Raw genomic sequence first — 22,301 nt, forward strand, 5'->3', positions numbered from 1 at the left:
GATCCGGCGGGTTTTTCTTTTAGGTGTAGTCAGCCGCCTTAGGCAGACTTCTGGTCGCCATCGACTTCCTCGAAGTCGGCATCGACCACATCATCGCCGTCGGCTGCCGCATCGGCGGCTGCGTCCGCAGTGGCCGCCTCATCCTGCTGGCTGGCATAGATTGCCTCGCCGAGCTTCATGGCGGCCGTCATCAGGGCCTGATGCTTGGCCTGGATGTCAGCGATGTTGTCGCCCTCACGGGCCTCTTTCAGCTCGTCGGACGCCGTCTTGATCTCGGCTTTCACCTCGTCAGACACCTTGTCGCCATGCTCCTCGACCTGTTTTTCGGTCTGGTGCACCAGCGCTTCGGCCTGGTTCTTGGCTTCGACGAGTTCGCGGCGTGCCTTGTCCTCGCCCGCATTGGCTTCGGCGTCGGCCATCATGTTCTTGATGTCCTCGTCCGTCAGGCCACCGTCCGCCTGGATGGTGATCTGCTGCTCTTTACCCGTGGCCTTGTCCTTGGCGGACACGGACACGATGCCGTTGGCGTCGATGTCAAAGGTCACTTCGATCTGAGGCAAGCCGCGCGGTGCTGGCGGGATGCCTTCGAGATTGAACTGGCCGAGCATCTTGTTGTCGACGGCCATTTCGCGCTCGCCCTGGAAGACCTTGATCGTCACGGCAGGCTGATTGTCGTCAGCCGTCGAGAACACCTGGGACTTCTTGGTCGGGATCGTCGTGTTGCGGTCGATCAGGCGTGTGAACACGCCGCCCAGTGTTTCAATACCGAGCGAGAGCGGGGTCACGTCAAGCAGGACCACGTCTTTCACGTCGCCTTGCAGCACGCCGCCCTGGATCGCTGCACCGATGGCAACAACTTCATCCGGGTTCACGCCCTTGTGCGGCTCGCGGCCGAAGAATTTCTTCACGGCTTCCTGAACCGCCGGCATACGGGTCATGCCGCCCACGAGAACGACTTCGTCGATGTCGGAAGGAGACTTGCCAGCATCTGCGAGCGCTTTCTTGCACGGTTCGATGGTGCGCTTGACGAGGTCTTCGACAAGGCTTTCGAACTTGGCGCGCGTCAGCTTGATATTGAGGTGCTTGGGGCCGGTCGCATCTGCCGTGATGAAGGGAAGGTTCACTTCATACTGGCTGGCAGAGGAAAGCTCTTTCTTGGCTTTCTCGGCTTCTTCCTTGAGTCGCTGAAGGGCAAGCTTGTCGGCTTTCAGGTCAATGCCCTGATCCTTCTTGAACTCTTCTGCAAGGAAGTCGACGATCCGGAGGTCGAAGTCTTCACCGCCGAGGAACGTGTCACCATTGGTGGACAGCACTTCGAACACACCGTCGCCGATTTCGAGCAGGGAGACGTCGAACGTACCACCGCCAAGGTCATATACGGCGATCGTCTTGGACTGTTCGTCCTTGTCGAGGCCGTAGGCGAGGGCCGCAGCGGTTGGCTCGTTGATGATCCGCAGGACTTCAAGACCCGCGATCTTGCCGGCGTCTTTGGTTGCCTGGCGTTGCGCATCATTGAAGTAGGCAGGCACGGTGATGACCGCCTGGGTCACTTCGCTGCCGAGATAGGCTTCAGCCGTTTCCTTCATCTTGGTCAGGATGAAAGCAGACACTTCCTGTGGTGCGTAATCCTTGTCGCGACCTTTGACCCAGGCGTCGCCTGCCGGGCCTTTGACGATTTCGAACGGGGAAATTTCCTTGTCCTTCTGCGCGGTTGGGTCGTCGAACTGGCGACCGATCAGACGCTTGATGGCGTAGAAGGTGAAATCCGGGTTGGTGACAGCCTGGCGCCGGGCCGGCATGCCGATCAGGCGTTCGCCGCCTTCAGTGAAGGCCACAACGGACGGGGTTGTGCGCTGGCCTTCTGCGTTTTCAATGACCTTTGCCTGTCCGCCTTCCATGACGGCGACGCAGGAGTTGGTGGTTCCAAGGTCAATACCAATGATTTTGCTCATGTTGCATCTCTCTTTTTATCAAGCCGCCACGGGCCGTGTTCTGTTGCGGTCTGCTCAGCAGCCCCGGACAGCCAGTGGCTCTTTCCAAGGGTTCAAATGAGGCGGCGGAAACGGTTTTGATCCGTGCGCCGGTTCGTCTTGCGATATGGGAAGGGTTTAGCGCGTCTCAAGGGGGGAACAATACGTAGCTGTACAGGATTTTGGTGCATTGCTGCTATAGGTCAGCCCTATAGCAACCCCAACAGCAATTTATTTGATAATGGTTCTCAGTCTCACTATGTCAGTTGGTGTGAAAGGAAATATCATGCCGCGCCAACTCATCAAGACACTCACATACAGCCTGATGCACTTTACGGTCGCTATTGCCGTGGCGTTTGCCCTGACGCGTAACTGGCATGCGGCGCTGGCCATCGGAATGATTGAACCGGCCGTGCAGACCCTCGCCTACACGTTTCATGAGCGGCTGTGGGAGCGCCTGCCCGGCCGTGGGCGCACCGCGCCCGAGCCGCTGGGCTGAATTATCCCGGAACTTCTGGACGTTTGGGTATCCTGCCGGGCATAGTGCCAAAAAAGCAGAAGCCGGGGAGGCTCCAGATGATCCGCACCTTCGTTCCAATCTTTTCCATCTGTCTATTGGCGGCCTGCACGTCAGAGCCCGTCAACAAGGCGCTCTCTGTGGCGAGCATTGAGCAGGCCTGGATTGCGGAAGGCTTTGAAAGTCCAGAAGGTGTCGCTGCTGCGCCGGATGGCGGATACTTCATTTCGAACGTGGTCGGAGAGGGGACTGACAAGGATGGGAATGGCTACATTTCTCATCTTGCAGCCGACGGCAGTGTCACGACGCGCTACTGGACAGCGAAACTGGACGCGCCCAAGGGCATGGCCGTGCTGGACGGGACTCTGTATGCCGCCGACATTGATAGCGTGGTGATGTTCAACGTCGAAGACGGCGAGCGACTGGACTCAGTCCGCATTGAGGGCGCCAAATTTCTCAATGATGCGACCGACTGGAACGGCGCGATCTATGTGTCGGATTCCGGTGATGCGGCGATCTACCGGATATCAGACGGTACGGCTGAGCTTTGGCTGCAGGATGAGCAGCTGGCGGGCGTGAATGGCCTGTTGGGCGATGGCGACCGGATGCTGGTCTCTACCATGACAACCGGCAGCTTGTTCAGCGTGACCGCAGAGGGCGAATTGACCGAGATTGCCGCCGGCATGGAAAATGCCGACGGGATCGGGCTCGTGCCGGGCGGCGGCTATCTCGTCTCGTCCTGGCCCGGCCAGATCCACTATGTCGGCGAGGATGGCGCGGTCGCCACCCTGTTTAATGAACCGGTCTCTCAGAATGACCTGACGGTGATCGGCGATACGGTCATCGTGCCGAACTGGCGGCAGAACACCGTTACGATGTGGAAGGTGGGGCGTTGATCAGTTCGCCGCGCCTGCGCTGACGGCGACCATGGCGGCGCGCAAGGTGCGCTCGCCGATCTTCCAGCCGGGCTGGAAGCAGGAGGCGATGGTGCCGTTTGGCTGGTCGGACGGGATGTTGGCGACGGCCTGATGCAGGTTCGGGTCGAATGTGTCGCCGGGCAGGGCGGCAATCACCGTAACGCCATGACGGGCGAGGGCTGTGTGCAGCTCCTTCTCCGTCATCTCGATGCCTTCGAACAGGTTCCGGCCAGCTTCTGACAGGGCGGCGCGATCTTCATCGGTCAGGGCGGCGAGGGCGCGGGAGAGGTTATCCGAAACGCTGAGCAGGTCGCCGGCAAATTTCTCGATGGCGTAGACGCGCGCGTCGGACACCTGACGCTCGGCGCGCTTGCGCGTATTGTCGAGGTCGGCCAGCGTTCGCAGCAATTGCTCGCGCAGCTCTTCTTTCTCGATCTCAAGTCGCTGCACAGGATCCACGTCCGCTTGCGCTTCGGGTGCGTCTTCCTGCTTGGGCGCAGACTTCAGGATATCGTCCGCAGCCGCTTTGAGGTCAGCCTTGGAAGTATTGGAATCAATTTCAGCGGTTTCGCCGGGTTTGGTTTCGTCGCTCATCCTTGCGTATCCTTTTTGCGGCGTGTGGAGAGGAGTTCCCCGACCACTTTCGCCGTATAATCGACCATAGGTATGACGCGGGCATAGTTCAGCCGGGTGGGGCCGATCACGCCCAGTGCGCCAATAACCTGTTTTCCGCCTCCCATATAGGGAGCCACAATCACACTTGAACCCGATAGCGGGAAAAGCTGGTTCTCCGCACCAATGAACAGCCGCACACCGTCCGCTTCTCGGGTTGTGTCGAGGATATCGAGCAAGCTTTGCTGGCGTTCAAGCTCGTTGAACAGCTGGCGTACCCGGTCGAGATCTTCTGCGGCCTGTGCGTCTTCGAGCAAATTGGCACGGCCTCTCACGATCAGGGAGCGTCCCCGTCCGGGTGCATCACCGCTCCATTGCGCCAGTCCCTGTTCCACCAGCGAGGATGCGGCCTGATCCAACGCGGCGCGATGCGAGCGCAATTCCTGACGGATATCGCTGGCAACTTCCGTCAGGGTGCGACCGCGCACGCGCGTTGAGAGATAATTACCCGCCTCGATCAGTGTCGTTGCCGGCAGCCCTTCGGGCACTTCAACGATACGGTTCTCGACATCGCCATCCTCTGTGACGATAACGCAGAGCGCTTCGCGTCCGCCGAGCGGTACGAATTCGGCATGCCTGACCACCGCGTCGCGGGTTGGGGACGTGACCAGGCCTGCACCGCCGGTCAGGCCGGACAGGATATTCGAGGCTTCGCCCATGACCGCTTCGATATTGGTGCCCGCCGACTTGAGGCGGTCATCAATCTCCATACGGTCGGCGCGGCTGGGCTCTCCGATTTCGAGAAAGCCGTCGACGAACAGGCGCAGGCCGGTATGGGTCGGCGCGCGTCCGGCAGAGATGTGGGGCGATTCCAGCAGGCCGAGTTCAGTCAGATCCGCCATCACATTGCGGATGGAGGCAGGAGAGAGGGCTATCCCGCTTTTCGACAAGGTGCGGGAGCCGACAGGCTCGCCTGTGGTCAGATAGCCTTCGACAATCTCACGGAAAATGTCGCGTGAACGCTGGTCAAGGCGCTGCAACAGGGATTGCGTGTCGAGTGGCTGGATCATCCCTTATTGATTAGGCGTGTGCCGCGCTGCGTTCAACAGGTTTCATCCCGCCTGCTGAGCACCAATCAGGAAAGGCCTTCGATTTGACCCAGGGTGTTGAGGTGCATGTTTTCCGCAGCAGGCTGGCGGGGAAGACCCGGCATGGTGACAATGTCACCACAGATTCCCACGACGAACTCCGCGCCCGCAGACAGGCGCACGTCACGAAGCTTGAGAACATGGTCTTCGGGCGCGCCAATCAGTTTGGCATCGCTTGAAAAACTGTAGGGCGTCTTTGCCATACAGACAGGGAAATGGCCGAAGCCTGCCTTTTCCCAACGTTCCAGCTGGTTGCGTACCGAAGGGGTCGTCTCGACATGGCTGGCACGATAGATGCGCCGGGCCACGGTTTCGATCTTGTCAAAGAGAGGCATTTCCGGCGGATAGAGCGGTTCGAAATCTGCCGGTGCGTTTCGCGCAAGATTGGCAACTGTGTGCGCAAGGTGTTCGGCGCCATGCCCCCCTTCAGCCCAGTGCGTGCAGACGGAGACAGGTACGTCCTGTTGGGCACAGTAGGCTTCAATTGCGGCGATTTCACCGGATGTGTCCGAGGTAAACCGGTTGATTGCCACGACGACCGGGACGTTGAACTGTTTCATGTTCTCGATATGACGGCCAAGATTGGCAAGGCCCTTTTCGAGCGAGTCGTAACTGACGGTGCCGGCGTCTTCCTTGGCGATGCCGCCATGCATCTTCAGCGCGCGAACGGTCGCGACGAGCACCGCAGCGCTGGGCGCGAGGCCAGCCTGGCGGCATTTGATATTGAAGAACTTCTCAGCGCCGAGATCTGCTCCGAAGCCAGCTTCTGTTACGACGAAATCTGCCATCTTGAGTGCGGCCTGCGTGGCGATCACAGAGCTGCAGCCATGCGCAATATTGGCAAACGGGCCGCCATGAATGAGTGCTGGGTTGCCCTCCAGGGTCTGGACCAGATTGGGCAGCATGGCGTCCTTCAGAAGGACCATCATGGCACCGACCGCATTCATGTCTTTCGCCGTGACAGGCACGCGCCCCCGGCGATAGCCGATCACCATGCGCTCCAGCCGGGCTTGCAAGTCGTGGGCATCCTTTGCCAGGCAGAGGATTGCCATGATTTCGGATGCGACAGTGATGTCGAAGCCGGTTTCCATCGGTGTGCCATTCGGGCTGCCGCCGAGGCCCGTTACGACACTGCGCAGATTGCGGTCATTCATGTCCATGACGCGGCGCCATGTGATCCGTGTGGGATCGATGCCGCTGTCCCCGCCCCAATGGACGTGATTGTCGATCATGGCCGCCAGCAAATTGTGGGCGGAGGTGATCGCGTGGAAGTCACCCGTGAAGTGGAGGTTGATGTCCTCCATCGGCACCACTTGCGCCTGGCCGCCGCCTGTGGCTCCGCCCTTCATCCCGAAACAGGGGCCGAGCGAAGGTTCACGGAGGCAGAGCAAGGTGCGCTCGCCGATCCGGTTCATTGCGTCTGTCAGTCCGACACTGGTTGTGGTCTTGCCTTCGCCAGCAGGTGTCGGGTTGATCGCGGTGACCAGGATCAGCTTGCCATTGGGCTTTGATTTTATCGCCGTCAGGTGACCGGTTGCGATCTTCGCCTTGTCATGGCCATAGGGTATAATGTTTTCTGGATCGATCTCGAGCGCTTCGGCCAATTCGTGAATAGGGCGCTTCTTGGCGCTTCTGGCGATCTCGATATCTGTCGGCATGATTCCCCCGGCGGTTATGAACCTCTCTCCCGGTGTAGACAGGCGCGTCAAAACCCGCAATCAGGCAGGGCAGCAATGAGGAATTCAAAATGAGCACGCTTATTCGTCCATCCGGACGCGCTTTTGACCAGCTTCGCGACGTGACGCTGGAGACCAATGTCACGCGCTATGCTGAAGGCTCATGCCTCGCCAAGTTCGGCAACACGCATGTCCTGTGCACCGCCAGTTGGGAAAAGAACGTCCCGCCTTGGATGAAAGGGCAGGGCAAGGGCTGGGTCACCGCTGAGTATGGCATGTTGCCGCGCGCAACACATACACGCGGTCGGCGGGAAGCAGCCTCCGGCAAACAGTCCGGTCGCACGCAGGAAATTCAGCGCCTGATTGGTCGCTCCCTGCGTTCAGTGTGTGACTTGAAGGCGCTGGGCGAGAACCAGATCACCATAGATTGTGACGTGTTGCAGGCCGATGGCGGCACGCGCACGGCTTCGATCACCGGCGGATTTGTTGCCTTGGCCATGGCCTGTCGCTACCTGCGCGCCGAAGGCGTGATTTCTGCGGATCCAATCACAAAGCAGGCGGCCGCCATTTCTGTGGGCATCTACCAGGACCACCCGGTTCTGGATGTCGACTATCCGGAAGATTCGCGCGGTGAAGCCGACATGAATGTCGTGATGAGTTCCGATGGTGGTTTTATCGAGGTGCAAGGCACCGGCGAAGAGCGCCCGATGACCCGTCCTGAGCTCGATGAAATGCTGAGACTCGCGGAAAAAGGCTGTATGGAACTGTTCGACGCGCAGAAGGCCGCGCTGGGCTAAATGCCGGGGCCGTTGCCCAGTTCGAACATGCCGAGCTGGAAGCTGCGGGCTATGCGATTGGCGCGTTCCATGAAGTAGTCCACCGTTTCCGGATTGTGCGACAGGTCTTCCAGCGTCAATCTGAACAGGGCGAGCCAGATATTGAAATGGGCGGGCGTGATGCCCGTCAATTTCATATGGGCCGGGAAAGGCTTGCCGGAATAGCGACCCGTGTTCATGGACACCGAGGACCAGAAATCCTTCAACTTGGCGAGGTGGGATGGCCACTGGTCTCTGATCTCTTGCTCGAAAACCGGGCCCAGAAGGGGATGGGCGCGGACGCGGGCATAGAACCGCTCGACAAGATCGGAAATGAACGCCTCGTCGATGCCGAGGCGCGTGGCGTTTTCCTGAATCTCGCGGCGACGATCATCAGCAGATCGGACTCTCATTGTCATGCAGCCGCACATGGGCGCCGAACTGTCCGGCGTCCATACGTAATTGCCGAAAACATGTGTCGGTGGACTAATTGCCGGAAGCCGGCTTCCCATTTTGCCAGGTCACATCACGCCCAAACAGCGGCACGGTCGACAGGCTCATCTTGGCAGAGCCGTCGACGATCTTGCGGCTGTAGGAGACGTACATCAGGCTGTCGGAATCGGCATCGTAAATCCGGCGGACGGCAAGTTGCTTGAAGACCAGGCTCTGGTTCTGGTCGAACACTTCCTCGCCGGACTTGTCCAGATCAATCCGACCAATGCGGATCGGGCCCGACTGAAGGCATGATATCGAGGAATTGGACGGGTTTTCAAACCAGTTGCCCTTGCCAAGCCTGTCCCAGACGCCACGATCAAAATAAGAGAGATGGCAGACGATGCCCTGAATATCGGGATCCTGTAACTGCTTGATCTTGATCTCATTGCCGAGCCAGTCATTCTTGAATTCGCCGACTTCCTTGTCACCGCCACACGCAGCAAGGGGCAGGATCAGGGCGAGCATCGCGCAGGCAATCTTGTGGGTCATGCTGTAGCTACGCCGAAAGGCCTTCGACGTTCCTTGTCTGAGTCAGTAAGGATTTCGCTTGCTGGATAGCATGTCGCCCAATGCGCGGACAGTCGCTGCCCCAATCTGCATTGGCGTCGGCTTGCGGCGGTGCGCATGGCGGACGAGATGGCCGCAATTGGAGCCGAACAGATCATAGTCACGGCCGAGCTGGCGACGGGCGCGGCTTTCCACGAGGTGGCCATCCAGCGAGCTGTAGCGACGGTGCAGGCGAATCTCACGACCGGTCGAAAACTGATCGGGGCTTTGTTCGACGACACCATCATGCAGGCGGGAATTGCTGATGATTGTCCCGCGGGAGGTCACTACGCCATAATGCGACAGGACCACTCCAAACCGGACCGAAACGACATCGCCTGGTTCGAACGGCAGGAGGCGGAGACGCGTCACCTATTCGGCCGCGACTTGTTCATGGTCCGCCGAATCCTCGTCGTCGAAGACAAGCAAATCACCTGGCTGGCAATCCAGTTCCCGGCACAAGGCTTCAAGTGTGGAGAACCGCACTGCTTTGGCCTTGCCGGTTTTCAGGATCGAAAGATTGGCCAGCGTTACGCCAACGCGTTCTGATAACTCCGTCAGAGACATGCGGCGATCTAGAAGCACTCGGTCGAGGGTTACGCGTATGGACATATCCTGTGCTCCTAAATTGTCATTTTTTCTTCGTCGCGAAGGCGGGTGCCCTCACGGAAGACTTGGGACAGGATGAAGAGCGCCGCAACCGATGCCCATGCGATAAGGTCGAAAGACAATTGTATTTTTGCCCCTTCGGCTGTCAGTCCGATCACCAATGCGATCGCGTACCGCATCAGTTGTGTCACGGCGATGGCAATGGCGATTCGCGTGAGCCGACCAGCATTATCCGGTACGAACGGGTCACCTGCAGACAGGGTTGCGAGGATCTTGCGCAATTCAAGACAGACAAAGACGACCGCAGCGACCACCACGACGGCGCCGAGCAGGCCGGCGCTGAGTTCGTGCACGCTGATATCATGGTCGTCGATCTTGATGCCGCCAATATTGATTGGATTGCCTGACAACATGGAGATCAATTCTATCCCGGCTGCGAGGATAACGATTGCGCCGATGAGGGCAGTCATCCACATGACAATCGTCACCAGCACGGTCATGATGGCGGCCATGGAGTTTCCCGCGTTTGTACTCATGCGTATCTTTTCACCTTCCGGCGTTGTTGACATGGAGCCGCTCGACTTTATCGCTAAAGACGCAAGGCTTACCGAATAACGATATATACTTTAATGACAAAAGCAAGAATAGGGCCAATACAGAATGGGTGAAATTAGCATGATTCGAAGGCTCTCGCCCGGACGGCTGGTCGCGGCGACCCATAATAAGGGCAAAGTATCCGAGCTGACGGATCTGTTCGCGCCTCTGGGCTTTGAGGTCGTCTCGGCGATTGAGCTCGACTTGCCCGAACCGGAAGAAACCGAAGCGACGTTTGCCGGCAATGCAATCCTCAAGGCGCGGGCGGCGGCTGAGGCTACGGGTGCTCCGGCGCTGTCCGACGATTCTGGCCTGTCTGTTACAGCTTTGGGCGGCGCGCCGGGCATTTACTCAGCCCGATGGGCGGGCGAACCGCGCGACTTTGGCAAGGCGATGGAGAAAGTTCAGCGCGAACTCGATGATATTGGCGCCACCAACCGTTCGGCGAAATTTGTCTGCGCGCTGGCCATTGTCTGGCCAGACGGTCATGCGGAGGTGTTTGAGGGCGAAGTCCATGGGGAGCTGACCTGGCCGCCACGTGGGAACAAGGGCTTCGGATACGATTCTGTTTTTGTCGCAGAAGGGGAATCGATTACGTTTGGCGAAATGGAGCCCGCTTTGAAACACGCGATGAGCCACCGCGCACGGGCGGTCGAGAAGCTCAAAGCGGCGCTGCTATCGTGACGATGGAATTCGCTCAGTTCGGTCCACAATATGGATTTGGAGTCTACATCCACTGGCCGTACTGTGCGAAGATCTGCCCATACTGCGACTTCAATGTGTACGCAGCCAAGGACCGCGACCTGGAACCCTTGTTGAAGGCAATCCGGAAAGATATTGCGATCCATCGTCCGCGCATGCCAGAGCATGGGGCGGCGGACAGTCTTTATCTTGGGGGAGGGACGCCGTCCTTGCTGGCCCCCGACGCCATTGCCGGGCTGGTCACTGCTGCCGGTGACAGTTTCGGCCTGAAACACGATGCTGAAATTACAATTGAAGCCAATCCGAATGACATCATGCGCATGGACCTTGAGGGGCTGAAGGCGGCAGGTATCAACCGGCTTTCCATCGGCATACAATCTCTTCGGGATCATGCATTGGCTTTTTTGGGCCGTGATCATGATAGCGACGTCGCGCGCGCAGCCTTGAAGCGGGCCATGAAGATATTCCCGAATGTCTCAATCGACCTGATCTATGCCCGACCCGGCCAGTCAGAGGATGAGTGGCAGGCGGAGCTTGCAGATGTTCTGGAGTATGGTGCGCCCCATATATCCCTGTACGAACTGACGATCGAGGAGCGTACGGCCTTCGGCAAGGCGGCGGCTCGCGGCCAGATGACTCCGATGGACGATGATGACCAGGCCGATTTGTACGAGCTGACGCAAGATGTGCTTTCTGCAGCCGGCTTGCCTGCTTACGAGATCTCCAATCATGCCATGTCGGAAAAATACCAGTCTCGTCACAACAACATCTACTGGAATGGCGGTGACTGGATCGGTGTGGGTCCTGGTGCGCATGGTCGGCTCAGCGTAGGTGGAAACCGTTATGCCTCAGAGGCTGAGCGTCAGCCGGCGGCCTATATCGCAAACGTGCAAGCTCTTGCGTCGGGATGGTCTGAGGCGTCCAAGCTGTACCCGCTAGACAATGCAAGAGAGTTGCTGGCCATGGGATTGCGACCATCATCCGGGATCGACCGGACAAGGATCGAAAGCATTTCAGGCCGGACACTCTCGCAGGCCAAGATCGATGTGTTTGTTGAAGAAGGCTGGATGGTGCAAGACGGACCAAGGCTCGCCCTTACCGCGCGCGGACGGCTTCTCGCAGATGCCCTGACTGCTGAATTGTCTCCCTGATCAAGGTGCAGGTGGGAAGCGTCCCATGCGTTCCTCCCAATGGCGGCGGCAAAGCGAGAGGTAAGTCGCCTTTGCGATGCTGACCTGTTCGCCTTCGGTAAGGGCTTTTCCATCCGGACCAAGCCGCACAACCATCGTGGCCTTCCGGCCGCACTCGCAGATCGTGCGGATCTCCCGCAGCGAGTCGGCAATCGCCAGCAGCGCGGCGGACCCCTCGAACAGTTCTCCCTGGAAATCTGTTCGCAGGCCATAGGCCAGCACAGGTACATTCAGATGGTCCGCGACACGCGCGAGCTGCCAAGCTTGCGTCTTGGTCAGGAATTGCGCCTCATCGACGAATATCGCGCTCATCTTGTGACCGGCCATCGCATCGCCGATAAGCGCATACAAATCCGTGTCCGCCGTATAGAGAACCGCGTCGGCGCCGATGCCAATCCGGGATGAAATGTGCCCTTCCTCATCATCCTTGTAGAGCGCGGATGTGAGGAGAAGTACCTCCATACCGCGTTCGCGGTAGTTGTAGGCCGCCTGCAACAGGATCGTCGACTTGCCGGCATTCATTGCGGCATAGGAGAAATAGAGCTTGGCCATGAAGCCTAATCCAGATGCTTCGCAACGCCTTCCCGGCGCGGATCGGCGCCGCCTTCCAGGCCATCCTCCCTCACAATGATGACATGAAGGCCGGAATTTTCGCCTTCACGTTCTTCCACATCATATCCCATTTCACGCAAGGCTTCGGCGGCTTCCATGCCACCTGGAACATCGATTTCCACGCCAACAGTATCACCGCGCGCGATAATGTTCGGCAGTTCGATGGCTTCCTGAGCCGTCTTGCCCCACTCAAGAACCCCAACAAGCGTTTTCGAGACATAGGCCACGATGGAATTGCCGCCCGGTGATCCGGTGACCATGAACAGGTCACCATCGGGATCGAAGACGATTGTTGGAGACATCGAACTGCGAGGCCGTTTCAATGGGCCGGGTGCGTTCGCGACGGGCTTGGTGCCCTTTGTCGGCTCGCGGGAGAAATCTGTCAGCTCATTGTTCAGCATGAAGCCGTGAACCATGAGGGACGAGCCGAAAGCCGCTTCTACGGTGGCGGTCATGGAGACGGCGTTGCCATCTGCATCCACAATGGAGATGTGCGTGGTGCCGGGCGCGTGCTCGGTGGCGTCTTCTCCCCAGAGCGGGCGGATTGGGTCTCGTCCAAGCGCAACGCCGGGATCACCCGGGAAGGAGGCCGCATCCGGTGCGAAGGCTTCTTTGGCGCGGACGCGCAGATAGGCAGGATTGATCAGGTCTTTTGAGGGTACCGGGACGAAATCAGCATCGGCCAGATAATGATCGCGGTCCGCATAGGCGAGGCGTTGGGCGTCGACAAAGGCTTTGAGATAGCCTTCTTCGGTCATGCTCGTCTCGTCGGTTGGCTCCAGCAAATCATAGAGTCCCATGATCATGTTCTGCGTCACGCCGCCGGAAGAAGGGGGTGGTGCCGAGCAGATGCGATAGTGATCTGCCCGATCACCGCAAAGGGCTGGCCTGACTTTGACGGAATAGGTCGAAAGATCTTCGAGGCTCATATCGCCCGGAACAGCATCCCCGTTGACCGCGTCCACGATGGCTTGTGCAATGTCGCCTTCGTAGAAAGCGGCTGGTCCGGAATCCGCGATGGCAGACAATGTCGCGGCATAGTCCGGATTGGTACGGATGAATCCGACGGGCAGCGGCTCTCCACCCGGATAGAAGTACTCGGATGAGGCAGGCAGATCGTCGAGCCGTACTGCGCCGCGCAGGCGCGGATTGGCCAGCAGGCCGGCAAGGCGTGGTGAGACTTCGAACCCATCTTCAGCCAGTTTGATGGCTGGTTGGAACAAGGCGTCCCATTCGAGTTTGCCAGCCGCTTCGTGAGAAGTCTTGTAGAGCGCAATCTGGCCGGGCACGCCAACGGCCTTGCCGGACTGCCAGGCTTCAAGGAACCCAAGCGGCTTGCCATCCTTCATGAAATGGTCCGGCGTCGTGGATGCGGGGGCAACTTCACGTCCATCAAAAACGGTGATCTCGTCCTTGGCACGATCATAGTAAACCATGAAGGCACCACCGCCGATGCCGGAGCTTTGAGGTTCGACCAATCCAAGCACTGAGTGCACGGCGATGGCCGCATCAATCGCCGATCCGCCCTGACGCAACATTTCGAGACCCGCTTCGACCGCGCGAGGGTCCGCTGCGGCGACCATGGCGCCTTTCGTCCAGGCGTTCGTGGCTGGGGCTTCAGCCGCTGTGACACCTTCTTCTACGGACTGGGCGGCAGCCTCAGCAGCGCGGCTCGCTTCTTCGGTCGCGTTGAACGGTCTATCGTCGCCCGGCGCACAGGCGGAGAGTCCAATACAGGCGAGGAGAATCGGCAAACGGCTCATAAAGTGCCCCTTCAGCTTGGCGTGTGTTGCAGCAGACCTTATGAAACATGCCTCACAAGGGAAAGACAGGGCCGCAGCTTATGGCAAAACCAGGCGCAAGAAATACCATTACGGACGTGCCGGGCATAAAGGTTGGGCAGGCTGAGGATGCCAGTGTCCGTTCAGGTGTCAGCGTGATCGTGCCGGATGCACCTGCGATCGCGGCGGTGGCAGTGTCCGGCGGAGGCCCCGGCACGCGCGAAACCGACCTTCTATCGGCGGGCATGCTGGTCGATGGCATCGACGCGGTCTGTCTCTCCGGCGGCAGCGCATTCGGTCTCGCAGCGGCAGACGGCGTGGCGTCAGGACTGAAGCAGGAGGGGCGCGGTTTCGCGCTCGTGCCGTTAACGAGCGTGCCGCGAACGCCGATTGTGCCAGCGGCGATCCTCTATGATCTTTCCAATGGTGGCGACAAGGACTGGGGCGAAGTTTCGCCTTATGCGGCCCTCGGTCTGGCGGCGTATCGTTCGCGTGGCACAGAGCTGGCGCTTGGTCAGGCCGGGGCGGCCTATGGTGCGCGGGCGGGGGCGTTTGCGGGCGGGACCGGTTCTGCCAGTATCGTGACGCATGACGGTATTACCGTCGGCGCGCTGGCCGGGGTAAACTGTTTCGGATCAGTCTTCATGCCCGGCACAGAAGCGTTCTGGTCGTGGCCCTTCGAGATTGATGGGGAATTCGGGGGCCAGCGTCCACCCGGAGATTATGTTGCCGATGCAGAGGATTGGGGCGCCGCGAAGTCCAACCCGGCGCTCGGCCAGAACACCACCATCGCCTGCATCGCCACGGATGTAATTCTGACAGCGAGTGAAGCGAAGCGGGTGGCGCAGATGGCGCTGTCCGGCTTCTCTCGTGCCATCCGGCCGGTCTTTGCGCCGTTTGATGGAGATGCCTTGTTCGTAATGTCGTCAGGCCAGATTGCCTCGCAGGAGAAGCGTGCCATACTCATTGCGAGGATCGGAGAATTGGCCGCCTCCACACTCGCCCGGGCCATTGCACGGGGGGTGCATGAAGCCAATCGCTGATGAGGGACAGGCGTATGCAGCGCGGGTGGAAGATCGGAATTGGAGCAGGATTGCTGGCGCTGGCCACGGCCTGTGTTGTGGGTGGTCAGGAAGCAGATCCTGCGGATTGGCCCGGCATGGCGTCGCTGCAGGCCTTGCAAGGACGGTCCGTGTTCCACGAATGCGGCGCAACCATGATCTCTCCGGAATGGGCGATAACGGCGGGACATTGCGTTGAAGGAATTCGCGTTGAGAGCAACGGACGTGCAGTCCAGTATTTTCCGGATGCAACCGGTCGCACGATGGAGCGGTTTGGGCCAGTCGGGCTGGCCATAGGTCGCGGCTCGTTGATGGATGTGCCATCGAGCGCACTGTTTCCGGTCTCCAGGATCGTTGTTCATCCGGACTATGATTCCGGCAATCCCGAGCGCGGACATGATCTGGCCCTGTTACGTATCGAAGGCCGCTGGGAAGGTGAAGTAGCGTCGCTTGATGGATTGACGGCGATAGCCATTGATATGACGGGGTCATATGCCGACACACTCGTGGCAGGATATGGCAAGGTTGGCGAAACCGCTCGCAGCGAAGCTGGAACCAGTCGGACGGGTCGCCATGTCACCGCGCCGAGCCTGATTTTGCAGGAGGGCTATGTGCCCTTGGTCGATGCGCAGACCTGCCAGAAGCAAACCGCCGCACGCATTTCTGAGTATGGATTGCAGGACGAGCTGACTGGTGTGGCGGTGGATCCCCAGACGCAGATCTGCGCGGGCGCAGGAGGCGTGGATTCGTGTCAGGGCGATAGCGGCGGACCACTCATGCTGCGCAGTTATGAGCATGGCCCGGTCCAGATAGGCGTGGTCAGCTGGGGACTGGGGTGTGCCCGGCCGGACAGTCCGGGAATCTATATGCGGGTCAGCGCATATTCGGGTTGGATCAGCGCTGTAACAGGGATTGCACCTGCCGGGGATGCCGCCACTGCAGAGGAATGACAGTTGCGTGGCAAACAGGCTTGCATCCCCCGATTCCTCACTGTATGTGTCCGCCTTCCAAACGGCAGGCACCCGTAGCTCAGCTGGATAGAGCACCAGACTACGAATCTGGGGGTCGGGCGTTCGAATCGCTCCGGGTGTGCCATTTTCCTTCCTTGAACATTTGAAACGAGCCCCTTTCGGTTTTTCCGGGGGATTGGGTTGACCCTGTTCGCGCGCGTGTTGAACACTGTTGCGACAAGCAACTAAGTGTGGGGACTCTTATGCGTTCGTTTTGTGTCGCGGCTGGAATGGCCGTGCTCGCCACTGCCTTGCCGACGGCGAGTGCGCAGGACATTCCAATGGCCGGATGGACGGTCGAGGTTTCCCCCAACAGTATCTATCTGACACGACCGGACCTGCCGGGAATCAATGTTGGCATCGTCAGCGATGTGCGGCCAAACCTGACGCATGAGGAAAAGTTTGAGTATGTGAAGGGCTTTTTCGCCGGGCGGGCCGATTGCCCATCCTTGGCGAATGCCGAGACAAAAACCTCGTTCGCAGGTTTCTCCGCGCGCAGCGGGGGACCGGTCGCCAGATGCACCCTTCTCTCGATGGGGCACTGGGAAGCGGGGGGATTGCAAAGCGCGCTGATTCTTGATGAGGCCGTCAAGGAGGACAAGATACTGGGTGGCGTGCCGTCCGGGCCATCGGCGATGAGTATTTCCGTGCTGTCCAATAAAATCATGCAGGAGGTCATAGAGTACCTGATGGGCCGCGCTCAGGTTTCCGAAGCCGGCATGACGGGCGACCAGGTGCGGGCCGCCATGAGCGCTCAGGGGCTGGGAAAGCGTGTATCGCCGGATCGCAAGCCGGTTGGCATGGTGCGCATGATCGACAGCGGCGGCTTCGACGCGGTCAGCTTTGCGGGCAAGGACGAAACCCAGACTTTGGTGCTCTTCCCGAAGCGATCGCAGGATTTTGCTGCAAGCGCGATCACCTGCATGAACTGGGATGCGGCGCTATTTGATCCTTATGAGGTCGAGTCACCGTGGAAGGTCATGCTCGGATGCGAGCGGTACTTCTGGCGCGGATCTGCGGATGATTTGGACATGAAGAGTCTTTCAAGAAGCTCGGACTGGACGGGCGCTTCCTTCGAGCGTGGGCGTTTCACTTACCGAAAGGCCGAAACCTATCGGAAGTTTGCAAAAGGGGAGTTGTTGGACCTGCGGATCGGTATTGGCCGGGCGCGCTTCGATGAGGTTTTAACCGGGAACCTTCCCCTGTCCGAGCTTCAGCCGCGGGACATCCTTTTCCTGCCGGATGGACGGTTCATGGCCGGGCATGTGCGCGCGTCATCTCTTCCCGGTGGCGGCACAGAAGGGCCCGTTGCGGGGCAATACTATTTCGATGGCCATGTCGTGACCCTGCTGCTGGATGCAGGCGAGGTGGTTTACGGCCATGCTGGCTGGTTTCCGGGTGAAGGGGCAACGGGGCAGGACCACAGGGCCGTCGTGAACATCAATGGCTGGGTGTATACAAGTTATTGCCGAGACATCTGGAAGAACTGTTGAGTGCAGGGCGGGCTGTTAGAACCCCGCCGCGTCGCTCTGGTTCATGCTGCGATATTCGTCCCGCATGCCAATATAGAGGCTGAGACAACAGGTCAGCAGGATCAGCGTAAAGGGCAGGGCCGCCGTGATTGTGCCCGCCTGCAGTGACTGCAGCGCATCCGTGCCGCCGCCATAGAGCAGGGCCGATGCTGTCAGGCCGATCAAGCAGGCCCAGAATACGCGTTGGCGCCGGGGAGAATCTGTCTTGCCGCCGCTGGTGATCGTGTCGACGACCAGTGCGCCGGAGTCTGCCGAGGTCACGATGAAGACGACCAGCAGCAGGATGGCTGCGGCTGACGTGACGGCCGAGAAGGGCAGGTCTGCCAGCATCTGGAACAGGACGAGAGACGCGCTGCCCATGCCCTCGCCGAGTTCGCCTTCGCCGGTCTTGAATTGGGCGATCGCAGTTTTGCCGAACGCGGTAAACCAGATGATGCCAATTGTGACGGGTGCAAACAGAACGACCGCAAAATATTCGCGCACTGTCCGCCCCTTCGAAATGCGGGCGATGAACATGCCGACAAAGGGCGACCAGGAAATCCACCAGGCCCAATAGAATATGGTCCAGTCATGAAACCAGGCGATGTCCGGCCGCCGTATCCAGTTGGTGAGGGCGGGCGTGTCGGTCATATAGGCGAGCAAATTCTGGCCCATACCGGTAAAGATCAGGATGGTTGGTCCGGCAATGATCACGAAGACGAGCAGGGCAAAGGCGATGCCCATATTGATATTGCTGAGCAGTTTGACGCCGCCATCAAGACCGCGAAGAACGGACAGGACTGCAAGCCCTGTCATCACGACAATAAGCAGGATCTGGATGCCGACATTGGGCTCAAAGCCGAGCAAGTAAGCTAGCCCACTGGTCGCCTGCGTTGCGCCGATGCCGATGGTCGTTGCGAGGCCGAACACAGTCGAGACAACCGCAAACAGGTCGATGATATGCCCCGGCCAACCCCAGACCCGCTCACCGAGCAAAGGATAGAAAGCCGAACGGATGCTGAGAGGCAGGCCCTTATTGTGCGCAAAGAATCCGAGTGCGAGCCCGACAATCGCATAGATCGCCCAGGGCGCGAGCCCCCAATGGAAGATCGTGGCGCTATACGCGAGCCGTTCCGCTTCGGCTGAAAGCGGTTCGGCATTCAGCGGCATGCCATACCAGTCAGTATAATAAGCAAGCGGTTCGGCTGCGCCGTAGAACATGAATCCGACACCCACGCCGGCCGCGAACAGCATCGCCACCCAGGACATGATACTGAAGTCCGGCGTCGCGGTCGGTCCGCCCAACCGGATTTTTCCTAGTGGACTGATGGTGAGCGCGATGCAGAAGCCGAATACGAGCACGGCGGTGAGTGCGAAGAGCCAGTCAGCGCTTTGCAGCGTCCAGGTTCGGGCCGCTGTCAAATACTCCGCCGAAACTGTCGGAAAGAGCAGCGTGAGGCCGGAGAAGACGATGATCAGTCCGGCACTCAGGAAGAAAACAGGATTGTGAATATTCAGCCCGGCGACCTCGATATTGTCCTGCCCGATCTCGTAATCGGTTTCGTAGACAAAAAGGGCTTCTTCGTCCTCGGGGATCAGGTCTGACGGCGTGTCGGGGGCTTGTGTGTCCATGCCGGGCTTGTGCCGCAAGTACGTCGATTATCAAAGCATTGTTCTGAGGAAACTGTCCGCGCTATCGTGAAGAGTGAGGGTTTGATGCAACAGTTTGCATAAGATTCCCGTAGTTACCCGACGAATAGCTGGGCGAAACCTTTCTATCATCGAAATAAAAATGTACTTCGGAACCATCGAGCAGCCATGTGTACCGAGCCGCGCCGCTTATTCTGGCGCGCCATGGCTGGAGACGACCCAAAGGGAACACACATGAATAGACTCAAGTACGGGGCCTCGCTGATTGCGATGGCTGGACTGGTCGCGCCGGTTGCATTGGCGCAGGACGCTCCAGCGGAACCAGCGAGCGCGAAACGGCTTCAAACAGTGACCATCACGGCGACCAAGCGTTCGGAAAGCGCACAGGACGTGCCCGTCGCAGTTACGGCGCTCGGCGAGCAGCAGCTCAGAGAGCTCGGCGTCAAGAATTTCTCGGACTATCTTGTCCAGCTGCCTGGCGTCACGGCAGGTGGTTCCGGCCCCGGTCAGAATACAATCTATATTCGTGGTCTCGCATCCACCACGCCAAACCTGACGGTTGCAGGCGTCGCCGGTCTCGCCCCCAATGTCAGCTTTTATCTCGACGAGCAGCCGCTGGCCCAGCCGGGCCGGAATTTGGACGTCTATGCAGCCGATATCGAGCGCGTAGAGGTCTTGTCCGGACCTCAGGGCACACTGTTCGGCTCAAGCTCGCAGGCCGGTACGGTCCGCATGATTACCAACAAGCCGTCCTTCAGTGGCTTTGATGCCGGGTTCAATGCGTCCACCTCGTTCACCGATGGCGGTGAGATGAGCAACAGTGTCGAGGCCATGATCAATGTGCCCGTCAATGACAAGTTGGCGCTGCGTGGGGTCGTCTATAGTGACACTCAAGGTGGCTACATCGACAATGTCGGCGGCACATTGTCTGTACGCGACTCCGCCCGGTTCCGTACCGAAGGCACTGTGCGTGGCAATGGCGTGCCCGTGAGTGCCCAGCGCGAAGGCTTCCAGGCAGGCGCTGATCTGTCTGGTGTCAATTTCGTTGACGCAAACAACAGCAACATTGTCGAGAATGACATCAATGATGTCACCTATCAGGGCTTTCGCCTGAGCGGCATGTACCAGATCAATGAAGATTGGGACCTGCTGATCACGCATGCTCAGCAGCAGATCGAGTCCGACGGTGTGTTTGCCGCAGATCCCGAACTGGATGACTATGATATTGTCCGTTTCACACCGGAGAATATCGAAGACAAGTTCCACAACACTTCATGGACGCTGGAAGGCCGCATCGGCGCGCTTGAGGCGCTCTATACCGGTGCGTATACGGACCGCACGACAGACCAGACGGTCGATTATTCCGACTATCTCTTCGTCGGCCAGTACCTGCCTTACTATATCTGTGACTACTCGGTCACCTATCCAGCGGGTGCGCCGACGGGCAACTGCTACGCGCCGAACCTGTTCGTGAACTCACACAGTGAGACGAAAGTGCAGACGCATGAGTTGCGCTTCAATACGCCGAGCGAGAATCGCTGGCGCGCCACCTTCGGCGCCTTCTACAGCGACCTGGAGCTGGCTGAGCGTAATGACTTCGTCTATCCGGGCTCAACGCAGGTGGCCTATACAGACGGATCGATCGGCTTTGCCCCGAACTATCCGCTGACGCAAACGGACGTAACAGGCGAAATCGGCAGTGCGTCCCCCGGTTACTACAGCGTTGCCGGTCCGTTCCCGGAAGGCGTTATCTTCCGAAACGATATTCTGCGCACCGATCAGCAGATGGGCCTCTTCGGCGAGACCACCTTCGACATCTCTGACCAGTTCGCCATCACGGCTGGCGCACGATACTATGACGTCGAAGTTGACCTTGAAGGAAGTGCCAACTCGTCCTTCTTCAACCTGTTCGCAGATACCGACCAGCAAGTGTTCGGTACGAACATTTCGTTCCTGTATGGCCCGAACGGCCCGGCAGGGACGCCGGACAAGGCGTCAACCGACGGTATGATCTACAAGCTGACGGGCGAGTGGACGCCGTCGAACGACGTGATGTTCTACGCCACATACTCGGAAGGCTTCCGTGCCGGCTTGTTGAACCGTCCGGGCGGTGCTTCCGGCCCAGGCGGCTACACCGTGCCATATGCTGTCGATACGGACGAAGTGAAGAATTACGAGCTCGGCTGGAAAACCGAACTGTTCGACAATTCGCTGCGTTTCAACGGGTCAGCCTTCTTCGTCGACATTGAAGGTCTGCAGACCACAATCTTCGATCCTTCGATCGTGAACCTGTTCTTCTCCGACAACGCAGCCAATGCCGAGATCCAGGGCCTTGAAGGCGACTTCACCTGGGCGCCGGCCTCGGTTGACGGCCTGACCATTGCAGGTGCGTTCTCGCTTCTCGACACCGAGATCACCGAAGTGCTCGTGCCGACAGATGACGTTGTAGAAGGTTCCGACCTTGCCTTCGCTCCAGCCTACCAGGGCAATCTGCGTGTTCGGTATGAGTGGGATCTCGAGCAGGAAGTGGCTGGCCAGCGCCTCACCGCGCATGTCATGCCGCAGATCGTGTTCTCCGACGACTCCGTCAGTGATGTCATCGAGATCAACAAGATGGACCTTGATGGCTATGTCACCCTGGGTGGCTCGATGGGCGTCACGGGCGACAATTGGGGCGCGGAGATCTTCGCCTCGAACCTGACCAACGAGTATGCCGAGCTTAGTGGCAGCTTCGTTTATGACCGCGAACGCATCACACCAATGCGCCCGCGCACAATCGGTATTCGCGTTTCCTACGACTACTAGGACATACGCCTACTTGATACTGAAGCAGCGCCCTGACAGGTTCAGGGCGCTGCTTTTATTTGACGGGAACTTCAGGCACC

At 59.1% G+C, this 22,301-nt stretch carries 21 protein-coding genes and 1 tRNA gene; 10 read left to right on the forward strand and 12 right to left on the reverse strand.

Going from position 1 to position 22,301, the window contains the following annotated elements:
- Positions 1-38 precede the first annotated feature (38 nt).
- Entirely contained in the window at positions 39-1,952 is a 1,914-nt protein-coding gene (gene dnaK / locus CFA77_RS01760) for a molecular chaperone DnaK (protein ID WP_034816917.1), read from the reverse strand.
- A 304-nt stretch (positions 1,953-2,256) separates the two neighbouring features.
- On the opposite strand from dnaK, the gene CFA77_RS01765 reads away from it, so the two are divergent.
- Positions 2,257-2,469, forward strand: coding sequence for a DUF2061 domain-containing protein (locus tag CFA77_RS01765; RefSeq protein ID WP_051608005.1), 213 nt, complete (start codon positions 2,257-2,259; stop codon positions 2,467-2,469).
- Between the two features lie 77 nt (positions 2,470-2,546).
- The gene (locus CFA77_RS01770) at positions 2,547-3,383 is read left to right on the forward strand and encodes an SMP-30/gluconolactonase/LRE family protein (RefSeq protein WP_206991996.1); all 837 of its coding nucleotides are present in this window, start codon (positions 2,547-2,549) and stop codon (positions 3,381-3,383) included.
- On the opposite strand, the gene CFA77_RS01775 is transcribed toward CFA77_RS01770, so the two are convergent.
- The 3 genes from CFA77_RS01775 to CFA77_RS01785 all read right to left on the reverse strand — a co-directional run bounded on the left by CFA77_RS01775 (position 3,384) and on the right by CFA77_RS01785 (position 6,822).
- Positions 3,384-3,998, reverse strand: coding sequence for a nucleotide exchange factor GrpE (locus tag CFA77_RS01775; RefSeq protein WP_206991997.1), 615 nt, complete (start codon positions 3,996-3,998; stop codon positions 3,384-3,386).
- Positions 3,995-5,086 carry a heat-inducible transcriptional repressor HrcA gene (gene hrcA, locus CFA77_RS01780; protein ID WP_206991998.1) on the reverse strand — a complete coding sequence of 364 codons (1,092 nt, stop codon included), beginning with the start codon at positions 5,084-5,086 and terminating at the stop codon, positions 3,995-3,997. The genes CFA77_RS01775 and hrcA overlap by 4 nt, the downstream gene beginning before the upstream one ends.
- 65 nt (positions 5,087-5,151) lie before the next feature.
- Positions 5,152-6,822: a formate--tetrahydrofolate ligase gene (locus CFA77_RS01785; protein ID WP_206991999.1), complete on the reverse strand. Its 1,671-nt coding sequence runs from the start codon at positions 6,820-6,822 to the stop codon at positions 5,152-5,154.
- An 89-nt stretch (positions 6,823-6,911) separates the two neighbouring features.
- On the opposite strand from CFA77_RS01785, the gene rph reads away from it, so the two are divergent.
- On the forward strand, positions 6,912-7,637 hold the full coding sequence (gene rph / locus CFA77_RS01790) for a ribonuclease PH (RefSeq protein ID WP_256434947.1): 726 nt from the start codon (positions 6,912-6,914) through the stop codon (positions 7,635-7,637).
- Here rph and CFA77_RS01795 read toward each other — a convergent pair.
- The 5 genes from CFA77_RS01795 to CFA77_RS01815 form a co-directional block, all read right to left on the reverse strand.
- Positions 7,634-8,074 (reverse strand): group III truncated hemoglobin, encoded by a 441-nt coding sequence (locus CFA77_RS01795; protein ID WP_206992000.1) that lies wholly within the window; start codon positions 8,072-8,074, stop codon positions 7,634-7,636. The two genes, rph and CFA77_RS01795, sit on opposite strands and share 4 nt — an antisense overlap.
- A gap of 67 nt (positions 8,075-8,141) precedes the next feature.
- Positions 8,142-8,639: a CreA family protein gene (locus tag CFA77_RS01800; protein WP_206992001.1), complete on the reverse strand. Its 498-nt coding sequence runs from the start codon at positions 8,637-8,639 to the stop codon at positions 8,142-8,144.
- Positions 8,640-8,681: 42 nt separating this feature from the next.
- Positions 8,682-9,068: a hypothetical protein gene (locus tag CFA77_RS01805; RefSeq protein ID WP_206992002.1), complete on the reverse strand. Its 387-nt coding sequence runs from the start codon at positions 9,066-9,068 to the stop codon at positions 8,682-8,684.
- Positions 9,069-9,308, reverse strand: coding sequence for a helix-turn-helix transcriptional regulator (locus CFA77_RS01810; protein ID WP_027839066.1), 240 nt, complete (start codon positions 9,306-9,308; stop codon positions 9,069-9,071).
- Between the two features lie 11 nt (positions 9,309-9,319).
- Positions 9,320-9,841, reverse strand: a complete 522-nt coding sequence (locus CFA77_RS01815; RefSeq protein ID WP_242517450.1) for a DUF2975 domain-containing protein — start codon at positions 9,839-9,841, stop codon at positions 9,320-9,322.
- 133 nt (positions 9,842-9,974) lie between these two features.
- On the opposite strand from CFA77_RS01815, the gene rdgB reads away from it, so the two are divergent.
- Positions 9,975-10,583, forward strand: a complete 609-nt coding sequence (gene rdgB / locus CFA77_RS01820; RefSeq protein ID WP_371822984.1) for an RdgB/HAM1 family non-canonical purine NTP pyrophosphatase — start codon at positions 9,975-9,977, stop codon at positions 10,581-10,583.
- Between the two features lie 2 nt (positions 10,584-10,585).
- Positions 10,586-11,752 carry a radical SAM family heme chaperone HemW gene (gene hemW, locus CFA77_RS01825; protein ID WP_206992004.1) on the forward strand — a complete coding sequence of 389 codons (1,167 nt, stop codon included), beginning with the start codon at positions 10,586-10,588 and terminating at the stop codon, positions 11,750-11,752.
- On the opposite strand, the gene CFA77_RS01830 is transcribed toward hemW, so the two are convergent.
- Together CFA77_RS01830 and ggt are read right to left on the reverse strand one after the other, a co-directional pair.
- On the reverse strand, positions 11,753-12,343 hold the full coding sequence (locus CFA77_RS01830) for a thymidine kinase (protein WP_206992005.1): 591 nt from the start codon (positions 12,341-12,343) through the stop codon (positions 11,753-11,755). It lies immediately after the preceding gene.
- Positions 12,344-12,348: 5 nt separating this feature from the next.
- On the reverse strand, positions 12,349-14,166 hold the full coding sequence (gene ggt / locus CFA77_RS01835; protein ID WP_206992006.1) for a gamma-glutamyltransferase: 1,818 nt from the start codon (positions 14,164-14,166) through the stop codon (positions 12,349-12,351).
- 80 nt (positions 14,167-14,246) lie between these two features.
- Here ggt and CFA77_RS01840 point away from each other — a divergent pair, with 80 nt between their 5' ends.
- The 4 genes from CFA77_RS01840 (at position 14,247) to CFA77_RS01855 (ending at position 17,748) form a co-directional block, all read left to right on the forward strand.
- Positions 14,247-15,227 (forward strand): P1 family peptidase, encoded by a 981-nt coding sequence (locus CFA77_RS01840; protein ID WP_206992007.1) that lies wholly within the window; start codon positions 14,247-14,249, stop codon positions 15,225-15,227.
- Complete coding sequence (locus CFA77_RS01845) at positions 15,227-16,195, forward strand: serine protease (RefSeq protein WP_206992008.1); 969 nt, start codon at positions 15,227-15,229, stop codon at positions 16,193-16,195. Before CFA77_RS01840 ends, CFA77_RS01845 begins: the two co-directional genes overlap by 1 nt.
- Before the next feature lie 68 nt (positions 16,196-16,263).
- Positions 16,264-16,340 (forward strand) — tRNA-Arg (locus tag CFA77_RS01850).
- 118 nt (positions 16,341-16,458) lie between these two features.
- Positions 16,459-17,748, forward strand: a complete 1,290-nt coding sequence (locus CFA77_RS01855) for a hypothetical protein (RefSeq protein WP_206992009.1) — start codon at positions 16,459-16,461, stop codon at positions 17,746-17,748.
- A gap of 15 nt (positions 17,749-17,763) precedes the next feature.
- Here the strand turns inward: CFA77_RS01855 and CFA77_RS01860 are convergent, their stop codons facing one another.
- Entirely contained in the window at positions 17,764-19,398 is a 1,635-nt protein-coding gene (locus tag CFA77_RS01860; protein WP_206992010.1) for a BCCT family transporter, read from the reverse strand.
- A gap of 252 nt (positions 19,399-19,650) precedes the next feature.
- On the opposite strand from CFA77_RS01860, the gene CFA77_RS01865 reads away from it, so the two are divergent.
- Complete coding sequence (locus tag CFA77_RS01865; protein ID WP_206992011.1) at positions 19,651-22,221, forward strand: TonB-dependent receptor; 2,571 nt, start codon at positions 19,651-19,653, stop codon at positions 22,219-22,221.
- Positions 22,222-22,301 lie beyond the last annotated feature (80 nt).

Source organism: Hyphomonas sp. KY3, assembly GCF_017309975.1.
GTDB lineage: Bacteria > Pseudomonadota > Alphaproteobacteria > Caulobacterales > Hyphomonadaceae > Hyphomonas.